General features: G+C 35.0%; 22 protein-coding genes and 1 rRNA gene. 14 read left to right on the forward strand and 9 right to left on the reverse strand.

What is annotated here, in order from left to right; translation table 11 throughout:
- Positions 1-2 precede the first annotated feature (2 nt).
- Together rrf and IPZ78_RS13560 are read left to right on the forward strand one after the other, a co-directional pair.
- Positions 3-114 (forward strand): 5S ribosomal RNA (gene rrf / locus IPZ78_RS13555).
- Positions 115-726: 612 nt separating this feature from the next.
- Positions 727-1,674 carry a TIGR01212 family radical SAM protein gene (locus tag IPZ78_RS13560; protein ID WP_225554530.1) on the forward strand — a complete coding sequence of 316 codons (948 nt, stop codon included), beginning with the start codon at positions 727-729 and terminating at the stop codon, positions 1,672-1,674.
- Between the two features lie 28 nt (positions 1,675-1,702).
- Here the strand turns inward: IPZ78_RS13560 and IPZ78_RS13565 are convergent, their stop codons facing one another.
- Both IPZ78_RS13565 and IPZ78_RS13570 read right to left on the reverse strand, forming a co-directional pair.
- Positions 1,703-2,173, reverse strand: coding sequence for a nucleoside triphosphate pyrophosphohydrolase family protein (locus tag IPZ78_RS13565; RefSeq protein WP_225554531.1), 471 nt, complete (start codon positions 2,171-2,173; stop codon positions 1,703-1,705).
- A 95-nt stretch (positions 2,174-2,268) separates the two neighbouring features.
- Positions 2,269-3,753, reverse strand: a complete 1,485-nt coding sequence (locus IPZ78_RS13570) for a pseudouridine synthase (RefSeq protein WP_225554532.1) — start codon at positions 3,751-3,753, stop codon at positions 2,269-2,271.
- Between the two features lie 241 nt (positions 3,754-3,994).
- Here IPZ78_RS13570 and IPZ78_RS13575 point away from each other — a divergent pair, with 241 nt between their 5' ends.
- The 7 genes from IPZ78_RS13575 to IPZ78_RS13605 all read left to right on the forward strand — a co-directional run bounded on the left by IPZ78_RS13575 (position 3,995) and on the right by IPZ78_RS13605 (position 10,700).
- Entirely contained in the window at positions 3,995-4,747 is a 753-nt protein-coding gene (locus IPZ78_RS13575) for a lytic transglycosylase domain-containing protein (RefSeq protein ID WP_225554533.1), read from the forward strand.
- Positions 4,748-4,904: 157 nt separating this feature from the next.
- Complete coding sequence (gene ccoN / locus IPZ78_RS13580) at positions 4,905-7,022, forward strand: cytochrome-c oxidase, cbb3-type subunit I (protein ID WP_225554534.1); 2,118 nt, start codon at positions 4,905-4,907, stop codon at positions 7,020-7,022.
- Positions 7,023-7,040: 18 nt separating this feature from the next.
- Positions 7,041-7,232 (forward strand): hypothetical protein, encoded by a 192-nt coding sequence (locus tag IPZ78_RS13585; RefSeq protein ID WP_225554535.1) that lies wholly within the window; start codon positions 7,041-7,043, stop codon positions 7,230-7,232.
- Between the two features lie 4 nt (positions 7,233-7,236).
- Entirely contained in the window at positions 7,237-8,124 is an 888-nt protein-coding gene (locus IPZ78_RS13590) for a cbb3-type cytochrome c oxidase N-terminal domain-containing protein (RefSeq protein ID WP_225554536.1), read from the forward strand.
- Between the two features lie 31 nt (positions 8,125-8,155).
- Positions 8,156-9,574 carry a cytochrome c oxidase accessory protein CcoG gene (ccoG, locus tag IPZ78_RS13595; protein WP_317197582.1) on the forward strand — a complete coding sequence of 473 codons (1,419 nt, stop codon included), beginning with the start codon at positions 8,156-8,158 and terminating at the stop codon, positions 9,572-9,574.
- A gap of 5 nt (positions 9,575-9,579) precedes the next feature.
- Positions 9,580-10,005, forward strand: a complete 426-nt coding sequence (locus tag IPZ78_RS13600; protein WP_225554537.1) for a FixH family protein — start codon at positions 9,580-9,582, stop codon at positions 10,003-10,005.
- Positions 10,006-10,007: 2 nt separating this feature from the next.
- Complete coding sequence (locus IPZ78_RS13605; protein WP_225554538.1) at positions 10,008-10,700, forward strand: sulfite exporter TauE/SafE family protein; 693 nt, start codon at positions 10,008-10,010, stop codon at positions 10,698-10,700.
- On the opposite strand, the gene IPZ78_RS13610 is transcribed toward IPZ78_RS13605, so the two are convergent.
- Positions 10,694-12,058, reverse strand: a complete 1,365-nt coding sequence (locus IPZ78_RS13610; RefSeq protein WP_225554539.1) for an MATE family efflux transporter — start codon at positions 12,056-12,058, stop codon at positions 10,694-10,696. The genes IPZ78_RS13605 and IPZ78_RS13610 overlap by 7 nt on opposite strands.
- A 136-nt stretch (positions 12,059-12,194) precedes the next feature.
- Between IPZ78_RS13610 and tatA the strand changes: the two genes are divergently transcribed.
- Both tatA and IPZ78_RS13620 read left to right on the forward strand, forming a co-directional pair.
- A complete protein-coding gene (gene tatA / locus IPZ78_RS13615) occupies positions 12,195-12,704 on the forward strand; it encodes a twin-arginine translocase TatA/TatE family subunit (protein ID WP_225554540.1) in 510 nt (169 codons plus the stop codon).
- 84 nt (positions 12,705-12,788) lie between these two features.
- On the forward strand, positions 12,789-15,011 hold the full coding sequence (locus IPZ78_RS13620) for a Tex family protein (RefSeq protein ID WP_225554541.1): 2,223 nt from the start codon (positions 12,789-12,791) through the stop codon (positions 15,009-15,011).
- 33 nt (positions 15,012-15,044) lie between these two features.
- On the opposite strand, the gene IPZ78_RS13625 is transcribed toward IPZ78_RS13620, so the two are convergent.
- Positions 15,045-15,854 carry a class I SAM-dependent methyltransferase gene (locus IPZ78_RS13625; RefSeq protein WP_225554542.1) on the reverse strand — a complete coding sequence of 270 codons (810 nt, stop codon included), beginning with the start codon at positions 15,852-15,854 and terminating at the stop codon, positions 15,045-15,047.
- Positions 15,855-15,919: 65 nt separating this feature from the next.
- On the opposite strand from IPZ78_RS13625, the gene IPZ78_RS13630 reads away from it, so the two are divergent.
- Entirely contained in the window at positions 15,920-16,204 is a 285-nt protein-coding gene (locus IPZ78_RS13630) for a hypothetical protein (RefSeq protein WP_225554543.1), read from the forward strand.
- A 40-nt stretch (positions 16,205-16,244) separates the two neighbouring features.
- Here the strand turns inward: IPZ78_RS13630 and IPZ78_RS13635 are convergent, their stop codons facing one another.
- The 3 genes from IPZ78_RS13635 to IPZ78_RS13645 all read right to left on the reverse strand — a co-directional run bounded on the left by IPZ78_RS13635 (position 16,245) and on the right by IPZ78_RS13645 (position 22,757).
- Entirely contained in the window at positions 16,245-17,855 is a 1,611-nt protein-coding gene (locus IPZ78_RS13635; RefSeq protein WP_225554544.1) for a hypothetical protein, read from the reverse strand.
- A 30-nt stretch (positions 17,856-17,885) separates the two neighbouring features.
- Complete coding sequence (locus IPZ78_RS13640) at positions 17,886-18,056, reverse strand: hypothetical protein (RefSeq protein WP_225554545.1); 171 nt, start codon at positions 18,054-18,056, stop codon at positions 17,886-17,888.
- Between the two features lie 390 nt (positions 18,057-18,446).
- Positions 18,447-22,757, reverse strand: a complete 4,311-nt coding sequence (locus tag IPZ78_RS13645; RefSeq protein ID WP_225554546.1) for a translocation/assembly module TamB domain-containing protein — start codon at positions 22,755-22,757, stop codon at positions 18,447-18,449.
- An 81-nt stretch (positions 22,758-22,838) separates the two neighbouring features.
- Here IPZ78_RS13645 and tsaD point away from each other — a divergent pair, with 81 nt between their 5' ends.
- Positions 22,839-23,840: a tRNA (adenosine(37)-N6)-threonylcarbamoyltransferase complex transferase subunit TsaD gene (gene tsaD, locus IPZ78_RS13650; RefSeq protein WP_225554547.1), complete on the forward strand. Its 1,002-nt coding sequence runs from the start codon at positions 22,839-22,841 to the stop codon at positions 23,838-23,840.
- Between the two features lie 57 nt (positions 23,841-23,897).
- Here the strand turns inward: tsaD and IPZ78_RS13655 are convergent, their stop codons facing one another.
- The gene (locus tag IPZ78_RS13655; protein ID WP_225554548.1) at positions 23,898-24,458 is read right to left on the reverse strand and encodes a DUF4230 domain-containing protein; all 561 of its coding nucleotides are present in this window, start codon (positions 24,456-24,458) and stop codon (positions 23,898-23,900) included.
- Between the two features lie 104 nt (positions 24,459-24,562).
- Positions 24,563-25,759, reverse strand: a complete 1,197-nt coding sequence (gene sucC, locus IPZ78_RS13660) for an ADP-forming succinate--CoA ligase subunit beta (protein WP_225554549.1) — start codon at positions 25,757-25,759, stop codon at positions 24,563-24,565.
- Positions 25,760-25,894: 135 nt separating this feature from the next.
- Between sucC and IPZ78_RS13665 the strand changes: the two genes are divergently transcribed.
- Positions 25,895-26,548, forward strand: a complete 654-nt coding sequence (locus IPZ78_RS13665; RefSeq protein ID WP_225554550.1) for an ABC transporter ATP-binding protein — start codon at positions 25,895-25,897, stop codon at positions 26,546-26,548.
- Positions 26,549-26,559 lie beyond the last annotated feature (11 nt).

Genomic DNA, 26,559 nt, shown 5'->3' on the forward strand with positions numbered 1-26,559 from the left:
CTTTGGGTGCCTATATCGGTGGTGTTCACCTCTTCCCATTCCGAACAGAGCAGTTAAGCCCACCCGAGCCGATGGTATTGCCGTAACAGGTGGGAGAGTAGGTCGGTGCCTTCTTTTATTCAATAATGAAAACTAAAGCCTTAGTACAATCGTACTAAGGCTTTTTTACGTTATACACTTTTCTGTAATTGATTATGGTGTAGCAATATTATTTGTTTGATTATTATAGTATAAACCCTAAACTATGAAGTCTATTAACCTTATCCTACTGCTATTGTTTTTCTTCTTAGGATGTAAAAAGGAAAGAGGATGAAATTATCAGTGAACCAATTAATCTAGAAGGAACAAAATGGCAAATTTTTGAATCGAAAGAAACCCTTATACCTAATAGTGGAGGATCTGTACTTTGGTTCGGCAAAGAGAGTGTTGATATTTTTACAAATTGTAATACGTTATCAACCGAATATCAAGTAAATGGGACTTATTTTTAGTTTTGTAGTACATATAGTACTTATTTATATTGTACAGATATGAATATGGAGGCTTACTTTCATACTAATTTATAGAAGATTAGTTCTTATAAATATAACGACTGTATATTATAATTTATATATAGGAACTAAAATGATAGCTTCGTTCAAACGTATTGATCCGTAAAGATGAGTTATGACTGAAGGTAAGAATTCATTTTTCCACCAAAATTAATTTGTCTACCTTTGCATTGAAATGGGAACAGCATTAGACAATGGTATTAAGCCGTATAATCATTACGGAGCTTATCTGAAAGAGAAATATAACGGGCAAAAGGTATTTAAAGTCATCGTTGATGGTAATTTTACTTGTCCCAACCGTGATGGAAGCAAAGGTTATGGTGGTTGTACTTATTGTAATGTAGATTCTTTTACTCCGGATACAGCGCGTAAAATTCCTTCTATACGCGAACAAGTAGAGAATGGTATTGAACGTGCACGGAATAATTACGGAGCTGAAAAATTCATTATTTATTTCCAACCAAATACGAATACATACGCCCCTACGCATCTTTTAAAAATGATGTATGATGAGGCGTTGAGCATAGATACAGAAAATGTATTAGGTTTGTCTGTAGGTACTCGTCCTGATTGTTTGGATTTTGAGAAAATTGCCTTATTAGAATCTTATACAGACAGATACGATGTCGATCTTGAGATGGGCATGGAATCAATTTATAATGAAACCTTAGAGCTTATCAACCGCGGATGTTCGCATGATGAATTCATTTCTACAATGAAGATGTTGGAGAATTCAAAACTAGAGTTGTGTGTGCATACGATATTTGGTTTTCCATGGGAGTCTGAAGAAATGATGCTTCGTTATGCAGATGAAATTAATAAACATCCGCAGATCAAATTTGTAAAGTTGCACCATCTTCACATTGTGGAAGGTTCAATTATGGGTGTAAAATATAAACGTGAACCTTTCAAATTATTCTCTATGGAAGAATATACGGAGTTCTTATCGAAGTTTATTCCATTATTAAGACCCGATATTATTATACAACGTGTCTTTGGTATTGCTGATCAGGATTTGTTAATCGCGCCAAATTGGGGATTAAAAAAGTCAGGTATTCAGAGTTATATTGATAAAGGATTAGAAGCTAGAGGTGTACAACAAGGAAGTTTGTACGTATTATAAAATAGAAAAGCGACTGTAAGTCGCTTTTCTATTTTTCAACGATTGATTTCAAATCAGCAGGAGAGTAATTAATTGATTTTAATGTTTTGTTGTCACCATCACGGAAAACTAAAAACAAACCATCTACTTCCTTAAAATATGAATCAACACCTTTTTCCTCTTTATAATATTTCATTGTAGCCTCAGCCTCTTCTACTGATTTACAGGCTTTACTCATATTTGAACGCTGAACCTCTTCAAATAAAGTGTTGAATTTGTCACCTAGACCAAATTCTAGTACTGCACCTGACAATACATACTGAATGTCACATAATGCATCAGCTATTTCCACGATATCTTTAGCTTCAATAGCTTCTTCAAGTTCTTTTAGTTCTTCAGCGATTAGTGAAACACGAAGCTTGCTTCTTGATTCAGAAGGGATTTGAGGAGAGTCTAGTATGGGATGCTGAAATGTTTTATGAAATTCAGCAACAGATGTCAACGATTTTGGGTCTGTCATGTTTATTTATTCTTTTAAAGTATAAAAATACAAATCTTTGCTAATTAAAAACTGCCAAAAACAATAAAGTCTCGATATTTCGAGACTTTATTGTTTTATTTTACGAAGTGTTTAAGTTGAATTAACTCTCTTTCTTCTAAATATCTCCATCGTCCACGTGGAAGATCTTTTTTAGTTAAGTTAGCGTATACGACACGATCTAATTTGATTACTTCATAACCCAATGATTCGAATATACGTCTTACAACACGATTCTTGCCAGAGTGGATTTGAATGCCTACTTCACGTTTAGAAGCACCAGCTACATAACTCAAATCATCAGGCTTAATAAGACCATCCTCTAATTCAATACCCACTTGTATTTTGTTGAAATCACCTTGAACTAAATTTTTATTTAATTCAACTTGATACATTTTAGTGACGTTATTGCGCGGATGCGATAGTTTTTCAGCCAAATTACCATCATTCGTCATCAACAGTAAACCTGTTGTATTTCTATCTAGACGACCTACTGGGTAAATACGTTCTTTTGTCGCTTTAGCAACTAATTGCATTACCGTACGACGTTCTTGCGGATCGTCCGTGGTCGTGATATAATCTTTCGGTTTATTTAATAATACATAAACCATTTTTTCACGTTTCAGTCGTTCGTTATTGTAACGAATTTCGTCTTTTGCAGGATCGACTTTCGTACCTAAAGAAGTAACAGCTTCACCATTTACAGATACCACACCAGCAGCGATTAATTCATCAGCTTTACGACGAGAACAAATACCTGCATTTGAAATATATCTATTCAAACGAATTAGGCCATCATCTTCTGCTTCTTTATTTGCTGGCTTGTTAGCTGGTCTAAATTTTCTATTCGCAGAATACTTGAAGTCGTTCTTTTCACGTTGTTCTTGGTATTCAGAAGTAGGCTCGGGTCTTCTATTTTTAGAATAGCCTTCTTTTTCAAAAGATTTTCCATAAGGCTTTCTTCCGAAACTTCTACGCTCTTCCCCTCCGTCTTTAGCAAATGGCTTGTTATATGATTTTCTTTCGTCAGATTCATCAGACTTTGAGAATGATGGTTTTTCGAAAGATCTTTTATTGTCTTTATGAAATTTTGAGAAAGGTGCAGATTTATCAAATGATTTTCCCTCATCTCTATTTGGTTTAGAAAATGAAGATTTGCCAAATGATTTCTTGTCATCACCTAATGATTTACCATATGACGATTTTCCGTATGGTTTACTATCGTCTCTGTTTGATTTGGAGAATGAAGATCTGCCGAATGGTTTCTTGTCATCACCTGATGATTTACCATATGACGATTTTCCGTATGGTTTTTTATCATCGCCTGATGATTTACCATATGATGGTTTACTTTCATCATTGCTTGATTTTGAAAAAGATGATTTACCGAAAGATTTTCTATCTTCATTTTTATCCTTGCTAAATGAAGATTTTCCGAAATTATCAGACTTTGATTTACCAAATTTTTTATCCGAATTATCTTTCGATCTAAAGCTTTCTGAGTTGCTTTTACTTTTTCTGGAGTTGTCCTCGCGACTGTTCCTTTGACTTTTGAATGGCATAATATTTTATATAAAAATAGAATACAAAGTTACAAAAAATAATGATATTTTGATTTTTTTTTTCAATGCCGAAATATCCGTTTTTGAGCATGTTAAGCTTTGTTTTATACAACTCTCCTTATGTGTGTTTTTGTAACTATTTGTTTTATAGTCTAATAGTTTGTATCTTTGGCGCAGCATAAATGGACCAAGCTATTTTTGATCGATTTTTTATCGTGGATAGATAGCATTAAGGAAGTGAATGATTAAAAAAAGAGTAATGTGTTTTACAGCAATTTTGTCGATAATGGTTTTATCGAAGTTGCATTCAGAGCCCCAAGGAATTTCTGTTGAGAATCCTTATAAAAAAATGATGTTGGAACATGCCGCTAGGCTAAAGGAAGAGTCAAGATCTTCAAAGAACAACATAAAAACGTACTACAGTTCTCTAACTTTCGCAAATGAAAGTGTACCTACAGAGGATGTAAACGTGAAGAGCAAATTAGGGAAATATTTAGCTAGATTTTCATTCAAAAAAACGCGTTCGCATAAAATGCATGCGAAAGCAGATAAGTATTTGCCAAAAATTGAAAAAATCCTTAAATCTTATGGTATTCCAGAAGATTTTAAATACATACCTATTGTAGAAAGCGGATTGGATCCTAGTGTGCATTCACATAAAGGAGCGGGTGGTTATTGGCAATTTATGCCAGCTACAGCTCGTCTCTATGGACTACGTGTGAATGGTAAAGTCGATGAGCGAAAGGATTTTGTGAAATCAACACATGCAGCAGCAAAGTATATTAAGTCACTTTATAATGAATTTGGTGATTGGACATTAGTTGCAGCGGCTTATAATGTTGGTGGAGGAAGTCTAAGAGGCTCCATTCGTAGACAAAAGAAAGATGATTATTATCAATTGAGATTAAATAACGAAACTGGTTCCTATGTGTACAAGATTATTTCTGTTAAAGAAGTGATTGAGAACCCATCGATGTACGGATACAGCATTTAGTCACTGTTACAAAATATTAGGTACAAAAGGCTCGAATTAATTCGAGCCTTTTGTTGTTTTTGATTTGTGATGAAAGTCATATTTAATACAAAGTTGTGTCATTAGCCTGTCATTAAAGTGTCATTACTTTTACAACGTAAAACAAAATGATAAAGTAATGCATCTAGAGCAGTTTAGTTACGACAACAAGATAGTTCGCAATTTTGGTATCGCGACTATAATTTGGGGTATCGTAGGTATGTCTATCGGTTTGCTGATAGCCTTACAATTGGTATGGCCTGAATTAAATTTTATGACCCAGTATACCACATTTGGTCGTGTACGTCCTGTGCATACGAATGCGGTAATTTTTGCCTTTGTGGGTAACGCAATTTTTATGGGAGTATATTATTCAATGCAACGTGTGCTTAAGGCACGAATGTTTAGCGATGTGCTGAGTAAAATACACTTTTGGGGATGGCAGTTAGTTATTGTCGCATCTGCAATTACCCTACCATTAGGGTATACCTCTTCGCATGAATATGCAGAAATGGAGTGGCCCATTGACTTAGGTATTACCTTGATTTGGGTTGTGTTTGGAATCAATATGTTTGGTACTATTATCAAGCGTAGGGAGCGTCACATGTATGTAGCCGTATGGTTTTACATCGCTACTTTTGTGACTGTTGCTGTATTACATATTGTTAACTCCATTCAATTACCTGTATCTTTTTGGAAAAGTTATTATGTCTATTCGGGTGTCCAAGACGCATTAGTACAATGGTGGTATGGTCACAATGCAGTTGCATTTTTCTTAACGACACCTTTCTTGGGTATGATGTACTATTTCTTGCCAAAAATGGCAAATCGTCCTGTATACTCTTATAAATTAAGTATTCTTCACTTCTGGTCGTTGATATTTATCTATATCTGGGCGGGGCCTCACCATTTACTATATACATCTTTACCATCATGGGTGCAGTCATTGGGTGTAGTATTCTCTATTATGTTGATAGCTCCATCTTGGGGAGGTATGATCAATGGTTTGTTGACGTTGCGTGGTGCTTGGGATAAAGTGCGTGTAGAGCCAGTGTTGAAATTCATGGTTGTAGCATTGACATGTTATGGTATGGCAACTTTTGAAGGACCTATGTTGTCTCTTAAACAAGTGAATGCTATCGCTCACTTTACGGATTGGATTGTAGCACACGTACATGTAGGCGCATTAGGCTGGAATGGATTTATGACTTTTGCTGTGTTGTATTGGTTGTTACCTCGTATCTACAAGACAGAGCTATATTCTAAAAAATTGGCAAATGCACACTTTTGGATTGGAACGCTAGGGATTTTATTCTACGCTATTCCGATGTATTGGGCTGCTGTAGTACAAGGTTTAATGTGGAAAGAATTTACTCCTGAAGGGGTTTTAAAGTACCCAAACTTCTTAGCTACAACATTAGAAATCATTCCAATGCACATGATGCGTGCTGTCGGTGGAGCAATGTATTTGGCTGGTGTAATCATGATGACTTACAACTTGGCTAAAACTATGAAAAAGGGAAAATTAGTCGCGAATGAAGCTGCAGAAGCACCTGCGTTGGAGCCATTAGTGGTAAATGAGCGTTCTACGCACCGTCGTCTAGAGCGTAAGCCTGTATTATTCATGGTCTTGGCCTTGCTAGCTATTTTGATTGGAGGATTGGTAGAAATGATTCCGACATTCACCATTCAAAATAATATACCTACTATAGCTAGTGTACAACCATATACTGCTTTGGAACTTCAAGGTCGTGATTTGTATATCAAAGAAGGATGTGTAAACTGTCACTCGCAGACTATTCGTCCATTTCGTTCAGAAACTTCTCGCTATGGAGAGTATTCGAAAGCTGGCGAATTTATTTATGATAGACCATTCTTGTGGGGGTCAAAACGGACAGGACCAGATTTACATCGTATAGGAGGGAAATATCCAAACAAGTGGCATTTTGATCATATGTTGGATCCTACTATCACTTCACCAGGAAGTATTATGCCTGCTTATCCATGGTTGATGGAGCAAGAATTAGACAACTCTTTATTAGTTGATAAGATGCAGGCCATGCAAACATTAGGAGTTCCCTATACAGATGAGCAAGTAAATAATGCTGTTCAAGATGCTGAAAAGCAAGCGGAAAAAATTGCTGCAGATCTAGCTAATAATCAAGTAGACGTAAGATCGGATCGTGAAATCATAGCTATGATTGCCTATCTACAGCGATTGGGGACAGATATTAAAGCAAATAAGACAGAGAAGTAACCTAAAATAGAAGGTATTATGTTTAAGCAAATTACAAACTTACAAGGTGATGAAATTTATTTGATGACATCCCTTTGGATTTTCCTCATTTTCTTTGTGGTCGTCGGTATCATGTTATTTCTCATGAAGAAGGATCATATCCAATATATGAAAGAGATTCCTTTTGACGAATCAGAGCCAAAGTCTAATTATTTATCGGATAAAAATTAGAAGTATGAATGATATGATTACAGGTACAGAAGTGGTCGCGGAAGTATCACAATGGAAAATAGGTACAGTTAGTTTATATAGTGACATTTTAGTTATTACATTGATCATCGTAATGATTACGATATTATTTGCTGCTTTGGTAGTAAATAAGGCAATGAAATCAATTTTGAAAGTAACTATGCCAGATGTCGTTCAGAAGGAAGAAGAAGAAAAACAACAAAAGGCTGCTGAGCGAAAATTAAAATCTCAATTGGCATGGCGCAAATTGCTTGGGGTACGTCCTATAGAAGAAGAAAAAGACATCGTTATAGATCATGAATATGATGGAATAGTGGAATTGGATAATCCAGTGCCGATTTGGTTCAATGCTTTGTTTTATGGTACAATTATATTCGGTCTCATCTATTTACTCGTGTATCACGTTTTTGGATGGGGTATGAACCAAGATCAAGAATATCTACATGAAGTAGCAGTTGCAGAGAAAGCAAAGCAAGAGTACTTGGCTCAAGCAGCGAATCTAGTTGATGAAACTTCGGTTGAATACAGTGAAGCATTAGCTCCTTCTGGTAAAGCAATATATGTAGCAAACTGTGCCGCCTGTCATGGTGCGAATGGCGAAGGTACTATTGGTCCAAACTTGACTGATAGATTTTGGTTACATGGAGGAGAAATAAAGGATATTTTCAAAACTGTGAAATATGGTGTGCCAGAAAAGGGGATGGTGCCTTGGGAGCAAACTCTGACTCCAGGTCAAATCGCTGAAGTCTCTAGTTATATCATCACATTGCGTGATACTAAGCCTGCTAATCAAAAACCTTCTGAAGGTGCAGAAGTAAAAAAATATGACGCAGAAAATACGGTTGAAGAAACTGTAGGAGAGTCTGCACAATAGGCTGTTGTGAAATTTTGAAGTTTAATTATTAGTGAGTTATAAAGTGAGTGAAATGGAAGCAGTGGTAAATAGTAACGAAGGTCCCATCTTACCTTCCAAGGGAAAAAAAAGAAAATGGATTTATGCCAAAAAGCCTTCTGGAAAACTATACAATTACAGACAGTGGGTAGGTTATAGTTTATTACTGTTTCTATTTGTCGCTCCTTTTATCAAATTGAATGGTAATCCGTTCTTGATGTTTAATATTGTGGAACGCAAGTTTTCAATATTTGGAAACATGTTTTTTCCACAAGATTTGCATATTTTCGTCTTTGGAATGCTGGTTGTCATGGTAGGTATTGTCCTATTCACAGCGGTATTTGGAAGAGTATGGTGTGGCTGGACTTGTCCGCAGACCATATTTATGGAGCTGATATTTCGACGAATAGAGTACATAATAGAAGGTGATTGGACACAGCAAAAGAAATTAAATGAAGGTCCAAATACCGATTCTCGTGCGTGGAAGAAACTATTAAAACATTCTATTTTTCTCATTATTTCCTGTCTAATTTCTAATTTATTTTTGGCCTATATAATTGGGATAGATGCTCTAATTGAAATTATTACAGATCCTATCGAGCAACATTTAGTTGGTTTTATTTCTATAGCTGTATTTACATTGGTGTTTTATACAGTTTTTGCACATGTTCGAGAAATTGTATGTACGACAATTTGTCCTTATGGAAGATTCCAAGGTGTTCTTTTGGATGATCAAAGTTTTACTGTAGCTTACAATTCGGAACGTGGTGAGCCAAGAGGTAAAATTACTAAAGGTGATGAGAATAAAGGGGGAGATTGTGTAGACTGTGGATTGTGTGTGCATGTCTGTCCTACAGGTATAGATATTCGAAATGGTGTACAATTGGAATGTATTAACTGTACAGCATGTATTGATGTGTGTGATACAGTGATGCATAAAATAGGGAAACCAGTACGATTAATTGGATTTTATTCCCTGGGTGAAGTAGAAAATAAGCCAGGATTCAAACAAAGTTATAGCAGACATATACTTTATTCTGTTGTATTAGTCGTATTGACCAGCGTTTTCTTATTTTTTATATTCAATCGAGCGGCTATTGATGGTTCATTGTTACGGGCAACGGGCAGTACGTATCAAACTATGGCAGATGGAAGGATAAGTAACCTGTATACTATTGAAGTAATCAATAAGTCAGGGCATCAGATTCCGTTTTCTTTGGAAACTACTGATCCTAATTACGAACTTAAAGTCGTAAATCAAATTGATTCTTTAGTGAAAGATGGTGCTGCTAAAATGTCTTTTTTCTTAATCACAGATAAAAAGAATATCATAACGTATAAGACAATAACTTCTATTGTTATCAAATCTGAAGGTAAGGAAGTTAATAAATTGGAAACAACATTTATATGCCCTCCGGGCAATAAAAATTAATTACTATGAATTGGGGTAGCAAGATAATCGTTGGTCTGGCAAGTTTTATCCTCTTCATCGTAGGAACAGGAATCTATATGGTGACAAAAGATTCAGATACACTTATTGATGAAGATTATTATGAAAATAGTTTGGATTATGATAAGGTTTATAACAGTAAGCAAAATCTAATTGATGATAATGCTAAGCCTAACGTTAGTGTGCGAAGTGATACATTATTTATCCAATTTGTTGCTACCGTAAACAAAGGTAGTTTAATTTTTAAAAGACCTTCCGATGGAACTTTAGATAAACAATTACCCTTATTTACCTCAACTTCTGAATATAAATTGAATATATCTTCATTTGCTAAAGGTAATTGGTCATTAGAAATTTCATGGAATCAAGGCGGAAAAGCATATTATCATAATCAACCGCTTTATATTCAATAATAATGAGTTACAATTTGTTGGCGTTTTTTATGGGATTGTTTGGGAGTGTTCATTGCACATTGATGTGCGGACCATTGCTGTTTGCTTTACAGCAAAATCAACAATTATCATTTAAAATAGCCATCAATAAAATTTTATACCAATTCGGTCGCATATTGACTTACGGATTGATTGGGTTAATATTTGGTTTGTTGGGGAGTTCTTTTGCAATGAAAGGGTGGCAGCAGGGTTTCTCAATTTTTACAGGGGTATTGCTGATTTTAATTGGCTTATCTTATTTATTTGTGAATAAATACCCTAAAATAGTAGTATTTCAGACAAAAGCTATGCAGCCTTTTGCTAAAGAAATGGGTAAGTGGTTGTATAAACCAAATGGTTCTTTTATAGCTGGAATGTTGAATGGTTTTTTACCTTGTGGCATGGTGTATATGGCTGTTGCTTCAGCAATGAATGCCGAAAGTTCTTTCCTAAGCTTTCAGTTTATGGTTTACTTTGGTTTAGGAACACTTCCTTTAATGTTTTTATTTTCTTTATTGACAAGCATACCAAAGAAGATATTTAAGTTTAAGTTTTCCTCATTATTGCCATTCCTTTATTTAATAATGGGAGTATGGTTTATGTTGAGGGGTTTAAATCTCGATATACCATATCTCAGTCCGTTACTTCAGATTGATGGTGCTATTTCTTGTCAATAACTGATGTTGGCTAATTTTTTATTCACCATATATTTATATCTAAAATATAGCAATATTGATGATGTTAAAAGTGCTAAAGTCAGACCGTACCATACACCTTGTATACCCCAATTTAAAATAACTCCCATATAATATCCAATGGGTAATCCAACAGCCCAATAGGCAAGTAATGTTATTAATGTAGGTATATTCACATCACCAATACCGCGTAAAATCCCAAGTCCTATTACTTGGGTTCCATCAAATAATTGAAACAACCCTGCTATAATTAATAACTGACCTGCTAAAGCGATAACTTCGGGATCTGTAGTCATTAATGATGCTAGTGTATCACTAAATACAGCAAATATGGTAGCTGTAAAAATCATAAAGACAAGAACAATCTTATATGAAACCGAAGCAAATTTGTTTAATCTTTCAAATTTACCTCTACCGTAGCTATTACCGACTTTGATAGTTGTAGCTGCTGAAATACCTGTAGCCATCATGTACGTCATAGAGGCTAGTGTGATAGCAACATTATGTGATGCTTGTTCGAGTGCTCCTATCTTACCTGCTATTAGCGAAGCACCAGCAAATGCACTTACTTCAAACACATATTGAAAAGCAACAGGAGTACCAAGCTTTAGGATTGATTTTATTCTTTTGGTTTGAACTGATAGAAAGCTAAAATGGATCGTGTAGTCTTTGAAGTTTTTGGATTTTAGTACATAGGCCATCATCACTACCATCATTAAAATTCTATCTATCAATGTAGCTAATCCAACTCCGCTGATTCCCATTGGTTTAATGCCAAACATTCCCTTAACAAATATAATAGCTAATACTACATTTAGGACATTGCCCCAAATAGTAATTCGCATAGCTTGCTTGGTAAAACCCAAACCTTCAGCAAATTGTTTGAAAGCATTAAATATCATTAATGGAAAAATGGACATACTTAATACTATTAAATATGGTTTAGCTTCATCCACTACTGCAGGGTCTTGATCGGCATGCTGCATACCATACATTGATCCGTAATACACGCCACAAAAAAGAAATAGACTTGCAATAAAATTAATCCAGAGACTATTAGATAAAAGTTTAGCACATTCAATTTTATCACTTTTTCCATTCGCCTGTGCTATCAGTGGTGTCAGCCCGTATGCTATCCCAAGACCAAATACGAGTACCATCATGAAAACAGAATGCGCTAATGATGACGCAGCTAAAGATATTTTACCAAGAAATTGACCAATGATCATAGTATCAGAAGTTTGCACCAAAGTATGTCCAAGTTGGGCAATAATGATTGGTCCTGCTAGAGATAATGCGCTGATATAGTATGGTTTGTGTTTCTTGATGTTGTGTAGCATATACAAATAAAATTGGATGCAAAGGTACGAAAGTTTACTCGCAAACTATTGCCTAATATTGTGTGTCTAAATATTTACAAATAACTATTGGTCAAAATGTAGAATACGCTTACCTTAGTAAAAAATGTTAAGTGCTATGTTGTTAACAATAATGGGAATTGGTACGCAAGAGATGATCCTTATTGTGATCGTGATTTTGTTGTTGTTTGGAGGTAAAAAATTACCCGAATTAGCTAGAGGTTTAGGAAAGGGGATTCGAGAGTTTAAGGATGCATCTGAAGATATTAAACGAGAGATTTCGGATCAAATCAATAATTTTGAAAAGGATTTGGATGTACGAGTAGAGGATAAGCCTACTCAAAGAAATGCCGCAGCAGAAGTTAAAGTTGAAGCTACAGAAAATACGGAGCCAACAGAAGAGCTTGTATCTGGAGAAGCGAATGTTGAGGAGAAGAAATTTCCGCAGTTCACACAGCCAGAAAATACTGTCATGCATGATCCAGGAGCTCATCCTGTAGATGATACTGAGTATTATAAATACGGATATAATGATTATTTCTCGGAAGAGGAAAAGGAAAAAGCTGAATTGAAAGAGGATGATTCAAGTGTTGAGAAACCTAAGGAAAACCCTTCAAAAAACGCTTAATAATTAAGAATTTATAAAAGGAGAAGCTGTTGAAAGAGTATTTCAGCAGCTTTCTCGTTACTACACGATTATATAAAATTACACATGTCACACGAAATAATTATTTCGAATGAGTTGTCTATCTCGCAAAAACAAGTGAGTACAACAGTAACATTATTAGACGAAGGTGCTACTATTCCTTTTATTTCTCGTTATCGTAAAGAAATGACAGGATCTTTGGATGAGGTTCAAATTACGGCTATTCGTGACCGTATTCAACAGCTACGCGATTTAGATAAACGTAAAGAAGCAGTATTAAAATCTATTCAAGATCAAGGTAAATTGACACCTGAGTTGGAGGCTTTAGTGCTTGGTGCGGAAACCATGTCTTCACTAGAAGATATTTACTTGCCTTATAAACCTAAGCGCCGTACAAGAGCTATGATTGCACGTGAAAAAGGATTACAGTCATTAGCTGATTTTTTATTGGAACAAAATTCTGGAGATATTGAAAGTCAGGCAGAGCAATTCTTAAATGAAGAATTAGGCGTAAATAATATAGAAGAGGCGTTTGCTGGCGCCCGCGATATTATTGCTGAGGTCATTGCTGAAAATGCTGAAGTGCGAGCACGCGTGCGCAAGGTGTTCTTAGAAAAGGGAGATTTTGTTTCTCGTGTAGTGCCAGGTAAGGAAGAGGCGGCATTGAAATATAAGGATTATTTTGAATGGTCAGAGGCTTTGGATAAGGCTCCTTCTCATCGTGTTTTAGCAATGCGTAGAGGAGAGAAAGAAGAGTTACTTTATTTAGATATTGCCGTTGATGAAGATTTAGTTATTCCAAAAATAGACGCTATTTATATTAAGGGTAAAAACGACGCTTCAAAGCAAGTTGAGTTGGCATTATATGATGGATATAAAAGATTGTTGAAGCCTTCGATGGAAACAGAAATTCGTGTGTTGACTCGTCAACGTGCGGATGAAGAGGCTATTAAAGTATTTGCGGATAATGTGCGTCAGCTATTGTTGGGTGCTCCTCTAGGGCAAAAACGACTTTTGGCTATAGACCCAGGATTCCGTACAGGTTGTAAAACTGTCGTGTTAGATGCACAAGGGAATTTGTTAGAAAATACAGCAATATTCCCACACACGGGGGCTGGCGGTGTTGCTGAAGCTGAGCGTACTGTTAAACATTTGGTTTCTAAATATGATATTGAAGCTATCGCTATTGGTAATGGTACCGCTGGTCGTGAGACAGAGGATTTTGTTCGTAAATTAGGCATAGCTAATGTGACGATTGTGATGGTGAATGAATCTGGTGCATCTATATACTCTGCTTCAGAAGTAGCTCGAGATGAATTTCCAGATCAAGATGTAACTGTTCGTGGTGCAGTTTCCATAGGTCGTCGTTTGATGGACCCATTGGCAGAATTAGTGAAAATTGACCCAAAATCAATTGGTGTGGGACAATATCAACATGATGTAGATCAGAATAAGTTGCAATCAGCACTGGATGATACTGTTATGTCTTGTGTGAATGCTGTCGGTGTAGAGTTAAATACGGCTTCAAAGCAAATTTTGTCATATATTTCAGGCCTAGGTCCAGCATTGGCTCAGCAAATTGTAAATTATCGTAAGGAGAATGGTCCCTTTAGTTCACGTCGTGAGTTGAAGAAAGTACCTCGTCTCGGTGATAAAGCTTTTGAACAAGCAGCGGGTTTCTTACGTATTCGTAATGCTAAACATCCATTGGATGCTTCTGCTGTTCACCCTGAACGTTATGCTTTGGTGGAACAAATGGCTAAAGATTTAGGTGTAGGTGTCATCGAACTCATGAAAGAAGAACAATTGCGCAAGCAAATTGATTTGAAAAAATACATTTCTGAAGAGGTTGGATTGCCTACATTGAATGATATTATAGCTGAGTTAGCAAAGCCAGGATTGGATCCTCGTGAGCAGTTTGAGGCTTTTTCTTTTACAGAAGGCGTAAATTCTATTTCTGATTTGAAAGTTGGAATGAAGCTACCAGGTATTGTTACTAACATTACCAATTTTGGTGCTTTTGTGGATATTGGGGTGCACCAAGATGGATTAGTACATTTGAGTCAATTGTCAAATCATTTTGTGTCAGATCCGCATGAAATAGTGAAAGTGCAACAACAAGTGATGGTGACAGTGACTGAAGTAGATGAAAAACGTAGCCGCATTGCTTTATCAATGAAGACCGAAGAAAAAGCTGCTCCACGCAAACGTACAGAACGAAGAGAAGAGAAGGCACCAGAAACAGATATGGCAGCTAAATTAGCTGCTTTAAAAGGTATGTTTAAATAGAAGAATTGTTTTAAATGTTTTAAACGCTCGATTTTATCGGGCGTTTATTTTTTCAGCAACAAGAGCATATACCATCGGTATTTTGTTGTCTAAATGTGTAATTCTAAATTTCTTTGGTTCAAATTCTACTGTGTGTTGAAAGCAGTTATAAGGCGAGTAATCGTATTCATCAAACGAGGAGATTTGTAAGTCATGATGAAGAAGACTTGAAATAACTTCGCTCATGCTGTGATTCCAACAGACATATTCTTGATTAATTTGAGCTGACCGATCGGCATAGGTGCCTGGTTCTGTTTCTAGGATAGGGCCATCATTGAAATAATTATACCCGATCTTCTCAAAATTATCATCAAACATCCATACTACAGGATGAAATTCTACGAAGACAAACTTTCCATTTGTTTTGAGAAATCGAGAAATAATCTCTGCCCATTTATTTAAATCTGGAAGCCAACCAATTGTACCATAGCTTGTGAATACAATATCAAATTTTTCATCCAAATGTTGCGGTAAATCGTAAATATCACAGCAGATAAATTTTGTATTAGCGTGCGTTTGTGCTGCAAGTGTTTTGGCTACATCAATAGCTTTATTTGATAAATCTACACCAGTTACTTCTGCCCCCAATCGACTTAATGAAATACTATCTTGACCAAAGTGACATTGCAAATGCAATATGCTTTTCCCTTTTAGATCTCCCAATAATTCTAATTCGATAGGATTTAAAGAGGTATTACCTTGCAGAAAACTTTTCATGTCATAAAATTCAGAATCAACATGGAAAGCCGTTCTTCTATTCCATGACTCTTTATTAATTTTAATGTAGTCGATTGGTCCTTTCATTTTTTTGAATTTAGAATAGATAAATATAGTATTAAAATTATAGTAACTCTTACTATATTTATACGATGACGGCTGTAGAATTTGAACAATCCTTAACACAACATATTCCACCTTTGGAACTCAGCCTGCCATTGCAATCATTGTGGTGGGATGCTAAGGGGAATTGGAAAAAGGCACATGATTTAATAGATCATTTGGAGGATCTTAAATCAGCGCATATTCATGCCTATTTACATAGAAAGGAAGGGGATCTGTGGAATGCTCTTTATTGGTATAATCGAGCTAAGCAGTTCGAATTTCAAGGAGAATTAGAGGAAGAGTGGAAGTCTTTATTAGATAAGTATATATAATGAAAAAGCGCAACTTTAAGGTTGCGCTTTTTGAAAAATTTTATTTAGAACAAGCTATTTTTCTTCTACCTGAACCCATAGATTTCATTACTGTTTTTCCTTCAATTCTCGTGCTGGCTTTGATTTGGTTAGTTTGATTACCACCTTTCCAGGTCACCGTGTTGAATTTTGCGTTATTTTTCAATTTCAAAGGATATAATGTTCCTCCACTGACTTTACTACCGAACATCAGTACCTCACCAAATCTACTAATAACGACTTTTACAATGGGTTTATCTGATGTGCCTTTCAAATTCCAAATAGAAGGGACATCATCACTTTGATATTGACTTCCGTCTTCGAATTCAATATTTTGAGTAGTCAAAGTCGCGTTATTTTGGAATTGTATCTCATTCCTTAGAATATCGGTTCCAAAAATAGGTTTGCCATTGACTTCTAAGTTGAAAGCGTTATCTAACTCTGTGATATCGTACACAAATCCGTAATCAGCACCAGCTTCATTGAAAGTAAAGGATATTACCTCGCCATTTCTTCTAAAGCCATCGTCAAACCAGCCATTTCTTTGATCTCTTGGGAGATATATTCCTGAATTATTTCCCTTTTTATCTTCGTCATATGACCAATTCATTCCATTTAAACCATTAACAGCTTCAGTACAAGTTTTTAATGTCAAAATAAGATTGTATCTATGACCAGGGGCTATATTTAATCCAGATATAGTGATATCACTTTTCGTTTCTCCATCTACACGCAATGAATCGAACTTTAATGAAAAAGTATTGAGATCGCTGTTGTGAATTATGGTTGTAGTGTTACTTTTTATAGATCGTATATTGTTAGTTCTTATATTTGGGAAGATTACTGCCTTATATTGCGATGCAGACTTGTGATAAGTTAATGCTTTATTACTTAATTTTAAGCTTACATTTTGAGTAGGTAAATTGAATGTTGGATTTACTATACGTGTAATATTGCCGGTCATATTTGGATCCATTTCAAGTATCGTAGTAATTTCACTAAACTGAGGCTTTAGTATTGCGGATAAATAATTCTGTCCGACATTTAGCACCCTTTCTTCTTTCCAGTATAATAGATCTGCATTGATATTAACAATCTTTGCATTATCAAGATTATTAACATCTTCGATTGTCGGTACTGTTGTTGTAGATTTAGCACTCACCACTATAAAGGTGTATCTGATATTAGAGCTTAATTTTAAAGATGATTCTATTGTTTCTTGACCATAAATAAAGTTTTTCTGCGCTATTAAATCTTTCCTGGAATCATATACTAAAAGTGTGTAATGTATACCGTTACCAAACTCCTTTAAAATAGATGATGACGATTTTCTTAAAGTCTCTAAACTATTCTTGACATCATTACTTTGGGTATGTATGAGTTGACTTTCAATTTGATAATCCTGATTTGCGTGTTGGATATGAACAGGTGTGATGTTTTTTATTTGTCCAGGATTAGTAGTATTTGCATTTAATTCAATTTCAGAATCAAAATTAAATCCCTTAATGTTTACTGAAACAAGAGCTTCACCATTTTTGTAAACTTCATCGTTAGTTTTTTTACATGATACTGTTAAGATGAAAATAAATAAATAAATAGTAATTAGCTTGTTCGAAATTTTTATTTTACTCATTGTTGTGTTTTTTATATGCTTATTCTTGATTTACATCCAATCAATAATTCTTCTTTCGTCTTCTTCTTGATTCCATTCTTCAAATAAGTCCATATTTGTATCATCCACAAGCACTTGTGCAGATCCACTTGCAATTCCACATTCCAATTCAATAACATTAAGCATAATAAGGGGCTTGATGTACGGCCTTTTAATATTCATTTTTCGTATAGTGTGATAGATGTATTCAGCTTTGTGTAGCTGTAATTTTGATGCGAAGATATAGCCTAAGAGGTTTTAAACGATGTTTTTTTTATTTTGTCGATATCCTTGTAGCGATTGCTCTACAATTTATTCTGCGGCTATTTATTGTTAATTAATGGTTACAAAGAGGGAGGGGGTGTAACCTTTTTAAGGTGTTTTGTTGGCGAGGTTAATGTTTGGTGATTGATAAAGTTTTAGTAATTAGATTGCGTTTGATTCTGTGTATAATTAAGAATCTATCTTTGATTTTTAAACAATAAAATTCGTTTGTGTATTTTATGTTTGAGGCGAGTAATAAGGTATAGTCAATTGCTTTTTTGGTGAAAGGGCACTTAGGGAGCATTTCGTTTATTTAGCTCTGCTATTCCAAATCCAGAGTCTACGCCAGAATTCACCAAGCGAATTAAATTCTTGTCGATAAACTAATCCCATGGCACTAATGTATTCTGCATCCAGTGAGCGAATTAAAAAATTGCGTGTGTAGGGACGATTATATGCTCTAAACAATAATCCACCATCTTTTCTTAGTTTGTAAGTTAGCTCTGTGTCAGTAGTTACTCCTTGACGGAAAAAGGTTAGATCTGTTGCTTCCAGATTTGTTCTATCTGTAATGCCACCCGAAATCACTAATCTATCATTCCAGAAGCGCAATGAAGCAGAGGCATCATTGAATGAACGTATATTAAGATCCAAAAAGTTGATGTTTAAAGATTGAGAAATGATATTGTTCAATTGATTGAATGCGATCTCAGTTCCTGCTGACAATAGCGTATTATTTACCTCTCTTCCTATTTCGCTAGTAGAGCTAGGGGTGAAGCTACGTCGTACAATTAAACTCAACGCTTGTTGATTCACATTGTTAGCATCACTCAAAAAACTTTGGATTTGATCCTTGATATAAGGGTTCTGTGGGAAATTCAAATCAAAGGTAACATCAGGTTGTTCAAGAGTCCCCTTAATTAACATATCTGCTTGCGCTAGGACACGTTCGTTGTCACCTGCGTAACCAGCCGCGTTGTATAATGGGCCAATAGCTGTGCGTTGTTGATATAGTGCGTTTAAATTGATAACAGCTTCAGCAGGGTTGCCTGTCCATCGAATAGTTCCGCCCTCTTTGATGTCAAAATATTTATTGATAAAATCTTGTGCTGTAAAATGAAATTTACCCTTACTGACTACATAGTCTCCAAACATTTCAAAATCACCCAAGCTAGATATTTTCATTGCGATTGTACCATTTCCACTTCCTTTAAGCGACCCCATGCTCGTCTGTAAATTAACTTCAGCGTCTGGAGTCAAGTTAAGATTCATGTTCATGGTTAGACCATTAAACAAATTCCGCTTGATCCGTTTTTTGTTTTCTGTGGAATCAGAACTTACAAAGTAGATAAAGTCACTATCTGTAACGGTCATTGCCGAATTAAATGGTAGAGTTATAAGTGTGCCCTGATCTGATTTTGCATTTATATCTATATTTATTGCTGAAGTATATCCTTTGAATCGAAATAAACCTGTAGCATATGCAGTACCATAATATAAGCTGTTATCTTTGAAACTTGTGTTCAGAATCATAAATTGATTTCCACTTACATCGATATCAATATATGGATTGGCTAATTTTTGGAGATTGATTAGACCATTAGCTTGTGCTTTATTACCCTTTGTGTCGCGTATATTGAAATTTTGAAGAATAATAGAATTATTCTCCACCATTGCGATTTGATTATCTAGATAGTAGTGTGTATTGAGATAATTGACCGTAAATTCAGCTTGATTGAAACGACCTATCCCAGTAATTTTAGGGTTTTTAAATGTACCTTTTATGTCAACAGTTGCATTTCCTTTACCTTTAAGATCTGAAACTAAATTTCTCAAGAAGGGTTGGAAAATCATTAGGTCTGTTTCTTTCAATGTTCCCTTTAAATCTAAGGGTTCATCATCACTATAAAAGTTATATTCACCATTAACTAAAACTCCTCTTTGCTGACCATCTAGAAGCTTCATGTCAATGAGCATATTCCCACTTGTTGGGTTAAAATTTGCATTTAATCCTAATTGTCCAATTGGAATTTCATTATATATAATTGGACCTGTTTGAATGTTGGATGAGGCTACAGCATTTTTCAATGCTGAAGTGATGTCTATCTCGCCGTTTAGAGTTCCCTGAAGATTAATACCCAATGGTTTTGTAATACCATTTAATGACGTCAGATTGAAATTATTAAAATGTACATTAAGCTTTTCATTTTCTTTAGAAACAATTCCATTTAATTTGATTTGTTGTTTTGCCTGACTTAAAATTAAATTTTCAATGAATACTTTACCTTTCGAGATTTGTATATGTGCATCATTGTTCAGATTCCAAGCATCATTATTGATGATAATATCAGAAGGTTTAAAATGAATGAATGCAGGGCTATTATGTGCAAAATGTATATTTCCATTTAAGTTCAAATAGTTATTAGCACTTCGTTCAGACATTTCAATATTAAACACTAGACTATCATTAGCAAGTATATTTCGGATGGATACATTGTTGATATATGTACTGTCCGCGAAATTCACTTTGTCCGATGTTATATCCAGCGAAAATGCATTTTGATCGGCGTTCTCTATCACAGATAAGTTATTAAACTTAATTCCTCTATATATCACGGATGGGCTGAAAGCTATAAATTTAGCTTTATAATCTTCTGACGAAAATTGAGCATTCATGTGTGCGCCGTCATCTAATGTAAGTGAAGGGTCTAATAAAGTTGCAATAGGTTGGAAGGATTTTATATTCAGTTCTAAATTGAAATTTTGAGGGTTATATATTTGAGTTGAAATATTAATAGCAGGCGCATAACGCATGGCTAATGATTTGAAATAAGGAACAATAGTATTTAAATCTATTTCACCTACAACATGTGCGTCTAAGACATCAGATTTTAGTGATAATATTCTATTGTTTTCATTTCCCTCAGCTGAAAAATTGATGTTCTCAATAGCAAAATCGCCTTTACTGGTACTAAATTTAATAGAATCAGCTTGCAGCTTTCCAGTTAAAGTATTTAGCGTACTACCTGTCAAATTGGTGTTGATATGTGCTTGCTGAATAATTATACTATCTCTTTGCAGCCATCCTAATTTTTTAGGTTCTGCGTAGTCAATGCTTGCATCCAAAAGATAATTAGGAGATTTATGTCCAAAATCAACTGAAGTAGTATACTTTAGTCTTAGATTTTCGTCTTCAATAGTACCTCCGATAGACAGATTTTTTTCTATTAAGGTGCCTGTAACATTAATTTGTTCGTAAGTGTATTTTTCATATGCTGTTTTATTTAAACTGCCATTGAATGCTAGGTTAAGGTCTTCTAATGTTAATCCTTTGCCATCAAGATTTAAATCAAAAGAAGTTTTATCCAAACTATTCAGATCAAGCACTTCACCTACTTTAAAGTTTTGAGTAGTCAGTTTACCTTTATATTCTAATAGTTTCTTAATTCCTATTTGTGCATTTGCTGTCAATATACCAGCAGCTGTTGATAAATTACCTTTGATAATAAAATCGTTATACAATCCAACATATGAACCTTTGTATTCTAACTGTTTTAAGTTGTGAATTTGTTTAGGTAGTACTATTTTTTTGTTCTTATTTAGTTTAGGAACAAAATATTCGATGTCTGTGGCTGATGTTTTAAGTGATTTTATATTAAATCCAAATACAGTTCTATTAATGTTTGGAAGTCCCTTGATCGTAAAGTCACCAAGTAGGTGAGTTATTTTGCCGGTACTCATATTTACATTTCTAGCAACGATGTCTGATACTGTGCCACTAAGGTTTGCTTTCTTTACGTTCGAAGTAAATTGAACTGTTTGAAGAGTTGGAGCAAAATATTCGATGTCCTTAGAATCTATGTAAGAATCTTTAATATTAGCTGTGACTTGGACTTTCGTTAGGAATGAACTAAAATCTTTAATGTCAGAATAGTTAAAGGCAATATAATCTTTAAGAGTTGAGTTGTTGGTTCTAATTAATAAATCTTCGAATCTCATCTCTTCATTGCTATAATTAGCACTGGCAGATATTTCTTTAACATGAAGGCCTGATTTTTCCTTCAAAGTTAGCTTTGAAATTCTAGCTGTTGTGATAGTATCCAGTTTTATATTGTCAATTATACCCGACAAATTCGAGACAACTAAATTTGCAAAATTTACCCCCTTTTTGGGTTTAGTATATTTGTGGTTCACCATTCTAAAACTATTATTAAGTAGTTCGATACGGTGAATGGCTAGTTGTAGCTTGTTTTTTTGAGTTTTCTTTTGATTTTTTGGCTTGGAAAAATAGGATATATACTTATCAAGATTTGTACTGTCTTGATAGATTTGATAGTTTAAATAGGATTCATCCAATTTGAGACTATGTATGGTTATTTTATTATCTAAGAATTTTAATAGATCTAACTTTGCGTGAAGGTTCTTAGAGAAGAAAACTGTATCCCCATTAAATTCTGTTACAGCAAGATTATGTAATGATAATGTAGAAAAAGGTTTAAAATATACTTTTCCAATTGAAATATTTGCGTGAAGTTCGGTGCCAAGAAATGTAGCTATACGTTTCGTTAGGTATGTTTGTACGGAAGAAAAATTCAAGGATACAGCAATTCCCAGTATCAATAATAAGATACTGGTAAGAGTCCAGAGCGTTATTTTAAGTATTTTTTTGATACTTTTGTACGTTAAATAAATTCTTCCAAAATGGCTGTAATTCTAGGGATTGAATCTTCGTGTGATGAGACATCAGCATCCGTTTGCGTAAACGGTGAAATCAAATCAAATGTTATTGCTACTCAGGTAATTCATTCCAAATATGGAGGAGTCGTTCCCGAGCTGGCTTCGCGTGCACATCAGCAAAATATTATTCCTACGGTTGATCAAGCATTACAGCAAGCCAAAATTACGAAAAATGATGTAGATGCGGTAGCTTTTACGCGTGGACCTGGACTTTTAGGTTCACTTTTAGTGGGAACATCATTCGCAAAATCATTTGCCTTAGCCAAAAATATCCCTTTAATTGATATTAATCACATGCAGGCGCATATTTTGGCGCATTTTATCGATGATCCAAAACCGAATTTTCCTTTCTTGTGTTTGACAGTTTCGGGTGGACATACGCAAATTGTATTGGTAAAGGATTATTTTGATATGGAATTAATTGGCCAAACACTAGATGATGCAGCAGGAGAGGCGTTTGATAAGACTGCTAAGATTTTGAATTTGCCTTATCCTGGAGGTCCTTTGATTGATAAATATGCGCAATCAGGGAATCCTTATGCTTTTAAATTGCCAGAACCTCAAATTGCGGATTTAAACTTTTCATTTTCTGGTTTGAAAACTGCGATATTGTACATGGTTCAAGCTGAGCTTAAGAAGAATCCAAATTTCTTGGAAGAAAACATGAACGACATGTGTGCCTCAGTTCAGGAAAGAATTGTATCAATTCTTTTGAATAAGTTGAAAAAGGCTGCTAAACAAACTGGAGTAAAAGATATTGCTATTGCAGGAGGAGTTTCTGCTAATTCGGGATTGCGTAAATCGTTGTTGGAAATGGGAGAGAAATACAAGTGGCGAGTTTTTATTCCTAAGTTTGAATATTGTACTGATAACGCTGCAATGATAGCAATAGCAGGACATTATAAATTCTTAAAGAAAGATTTTGTAGGACAGGACGTAGCTCCTTTAGCACGTATACCAATGTAACTCATTATTATTTTGAATGAAATAAGAAAAGCTGAATGTTTCAACATTCAGCTTTTCTTATTTGAAGTCTATTTTTATTTTTTTGTACCCCAGACCTTCTAACAAAGGCTTTAATACAGGTAGTGCGTTGTTTTGAGTTTGTATGAGTATATCTGATTGTCGTACTTGTTTAGCAATTTCGTTTTCTGCATGTTTATAAGCTTCATCTACTAGATTTGCTTCTCTAAAGAATGCCATTTTTGTGTCGTAAACTTTTGATGATTTGTGGTCGATTTTAATGTAACATATTTCCGCCTTTGGTAAAGTAAGGTGTACAGAGTCGCCGAAAGTTTTAACCGAGTTGGTATCTATTTTGGTTAAATCTATACATCCAGCTGCATCAGCTTTTATTATAAGTAAAACACTAGCTGCTGGTAAAAAGTCGGTTTTATTAATATGTTCGATAATATCGCTGTACTTGTATTTGACTAATTGGAGTTTACCCATTGATTCAATTTTCTCCAACAGAATATTATGATTGCTTTCAACTTTAGTTTTAGGGTATAATTGAGTTTTAATCCAATATCCAGATAGGAATGTAATTAGCCCCAATACAATGATAAAAAGTATTTTTCTCATATTTATTACGCTACAAATTACAAGCCAGTTCATTATAGTATTATAAAAAAAGCGGTCAACATTAATGTTGACCGCTTTTTTTATTTTAAATAAAGAAATATTTATTATTTCTCTTCTAATACTTTGCTTACTAATTCAGCAGCCTCTTTTAATAAGATTGCTGAGTATACTTGAAGACCAGATTCGTCAATTAATTTCTTAGCCTCAGCTGCATTGGTTCCTTGAAGACGTACAATGATTGGAACTGGAATGTTACCGATCTCACTGTATGCATCAATCACACCTTGTGCAACACGGTCACAACGAACGATACCGCCGAAGATGTTGATTAAGATGGCTTTTACGTTAGGATCTTTTAAGATAATGTTGAAACCAGCTTTTACAGTTTCAGCATTGGCAGTACCACCTACGTCTAAGAAGTTTGCAGGCTCACCACCAGCTATCTTGATAATATCCATAGTTGCCATTGCAAGACCAGCACCATTCACCATACAACCTACGTTACCGTCAAGTTTTACATAGTTCAAGTTTGACTCACCAGCTTCTACTTCTGTTGGATCTTCTTCAGTCACATCGCGCATAGCAGCGATGTCAGCGTGACGGTATAAAGCATTCTCATCTAAGTTTACTTTTGCATCTACTGCTAAAATTTTATCATCTGAAGTTTTTAATACAGGGTTGATTTCAAACATAGAAGCATCGATAGAATCGTACGCTTTGTATAAAGCAGCTACGAATTTTACCATGTCTTTATGTGCAGCACCAGATAAACCTAAGTTGAAAGCAATCTTACGCGCTTGGAAACCTTGTAAACCTACTTTAGGGTCGATTTCTTCTTTGAAGATCAAATGAGGAGTGTGTTCAGCAACCTCTTCGATATCCATACCACCTTCAGTAGAGTACATGATGATATTACGACCTGTAGCGCGGTCTAATAATACAGACATGTAAAACTCTTTTGTTTCACTTTCTCCAGGATAGTAAACATCTTGAGCTACTAATACTTTATTTACTTTCTTGCCTTCAGGACCAGTTTGTGGTGTTACTAATTGCATACCGATGATGTCAGTAGCACGTTGTAATACTTCATCGTGGTTTTTAGCTAATTTAACACCGCCACCTTTACCACGTCCACCAGCATGAATTTGCGCTTTTATAACAACCCAATCAGAGTTGAAGTCATCCTTCATTTTTTGAGCAGCAGCAACTGCTTGTTCTGGAGTGTCAGCAACAATTCCTTCTTGGACTCTAACGCCAAAACTTTTAAGTATTTCTTTTCCTTGATATTCGTGAATGTTCATTGATAAAAAATTTGATGTAAAAATATGACTTTTATTCTTAAGAGACAAGAATTTATTTGGATACTTTTGTTAATCGCTACTGCTTATTACCTTAAGCCAAACCAACAATCAGAATCTTTTTCTTAAATTCGTATCATGATTCTAAAAGCATCAAACATTCAAAAATCTTATGGAAATCTATCCATATTAAAGGGAGTAGATTTTACAATTGGAAAGGGTGAAATTGTCAGTATTGTAGGTGCTTCGGGTGCTGGTAAAAGTACATTATTGCATATTATTGGTACACTTGATAGAGCTGATAAGGGCGAATTGTATATCGACGATATTGCTATCCATAAATTGTCCGCCAAAGAGTTGAGTGCATTTAGAAACAAGTATATTGGCTTCGTATTCCAGTTTCATCATTTGTTGCCAGAATTTACAGCCTTAGAAAATGTCTGTATTCCAGCTTATATCGCAGGAACGAAAACGGATGTCGCAGAGAAAAAAGCTATGGAATTGTTAGATCTGTTGGGCGTAAGTGAAAGGGCGAATCATAAGCCATCACAATTGTCTGGTGGAGAACAGCAACGAGTATCTGTCGCTCGAGCATTGATAAATAATCCAAAGATTATTCTTGCAGATGAACCATCTGGTAATTTGGATTCTGAGAATGCAGCGGCGTTACATAAGTTGTTTTTTGACTTAAGAAAATCGATGGGGCACACATTTGTTATTGTGACTCATAATGAAGATTTGGCAAATATATCGGATCGTACAATTCACATGAAAGACGGAAATATTTATTAGAAGGGAAGGAT

Source organism: Sphingobacterium bovistauri, assembly GCF_020295405.1.
GTDB lineage: Bacteria > Bacteroidota > Bacteroidia > Sphingobacteriales > Sphingobacteriaceae > Sphingobacterium > Sphingobacterium bovistauri.

Coding starts and splice junctions, on each gene's coding strand:
- IPZ78_RS13560 (WP_225554530.1), top strand. CDS start 727: ATGGGAACAGCATTAGACAATGGTATTAAGCCGTATAATCATTACGGA.
- IPZ78_RS13565 (WP_225554531.1), bottom strand. CDS start 2,173: ATGACAGACCCAAAATCGTTGACATCTGTTGCTGAATTTCATAAAACA.
- IPZ78_RS13570 (WP_225554532.1), bottom strand. CDS start 3,753: ATGCCATTCAAAAGTCAAAGGAACAGTCGCGAGGACAACTCCAGAAAA.
- IPZ78_RS13575 (WP_225554533.1), top strand. CDS start 3,995: ATGATTAAAAAAAGAGTAATGTGTTTTACAGCAATTTTGTCGATAATG.
- ccoN (WP_225554534.1), top strand. CDS start 4,905: ATGCATCTAGAGCAGTTTAGTTACGACAACAAGATAGTTCGCAATTTT.
- IPZ78_RS13585 (WP_225554535.1), top strand. CDS start 7,041: ATGTTTAAGCAAATTACAAACTTACAAGGTGATGAAATTTATTTGATG.
- IPZ78_RS13590 (WP_225554536.1), top strand. CDS start 7,237: ATGAATGATATGATTACAGGTACAGAAGTGGTCGCGGAAGTATCACAA.
- IPZ78_RS13600 (WP_225554537.1), top strand. CDS start 9,580: ATGAATTGGGGTAGCAAGATAATCGTTGGTCTGGCAAGTTTTATCCTC.
- IPZ78_RS13605 (WP_225554538.1), top strand. CDS start 10,008: ATGAGTTACAATTTGTTGGCGTTTTTTATGGGATTGTTTGGGAGTGTT.
- IPZ78_RS13610 (WP_225554539.1), bottom strand. CDS start 12,058: ATGCTACACAACATCAAGAAACACAAACCATACTATATCAGCGCATTA.
- tatA (WP_225554540.1), top strand. CDS start 12,195: ATGTTGTTAACAATAATGGGAATTGGTACGCAAGAGATGATCCTTATT.
- IPZ78_RS13620 (WP_225554541.1), top strand. CDS start 12,789: ATGTCACACGAAATAATTATTTCGAATGAGTTGTCTATCTCGCAAAAA.
- IPZ78_RS13625 (WP_225554542.1), bottom strand. CDS start 15,854: ATGAAAGGACCAATCGACTACATTAAAATTAATAAAGAGTCATGGAAT.
- IPZ78_RS13630 (WP_225554543.1), top strand. CDS start 15,920: ATGACGGCTGTAGAATTTGAACAATCCTTAACACAACATATTCCACCT.
- IPZ78_RS13635 (WP_225554544.1), bottom strand. CDS start 17,855: ATGAGTAAAATAAAAATTTCGAACAAGCTAATTACTATTTATTTATTT.
- IPZ78_RS13640 (WP_225554545.1), bottom strand. CDS start 18,056: ATGAATATTAAAAGGCCGTACATCAAGCCCCTTATTATGCTTAATGTT.
- tsaD (WP_225554547.1), top strand. CDS start 22,839: ATGGCTGTAATTCTAGGGATTGAATCTTCGTGTGATGAGACATCAGCA.
- IPZ78_RS13655 (WP_225554548.1), bottom strand. CDS start 24,458: ATGAGAAAAATACTTTTTATCATTGTATTGGGGCTAATTACATTCCTA.
- sucC (WP_225554549.1), bottom strand. CDS start 25,759: ATGAACATTCACGAATATCAAGGAAAAGAAATACTTAAAAGTTTTGGC.
- IPZ78_RS13665 (WP_225554550.1), top strand. CDS start 25,895: ATGATTCTAAAAGCATCAAACATTCAAAAATCTTATGGAAATCTATCC.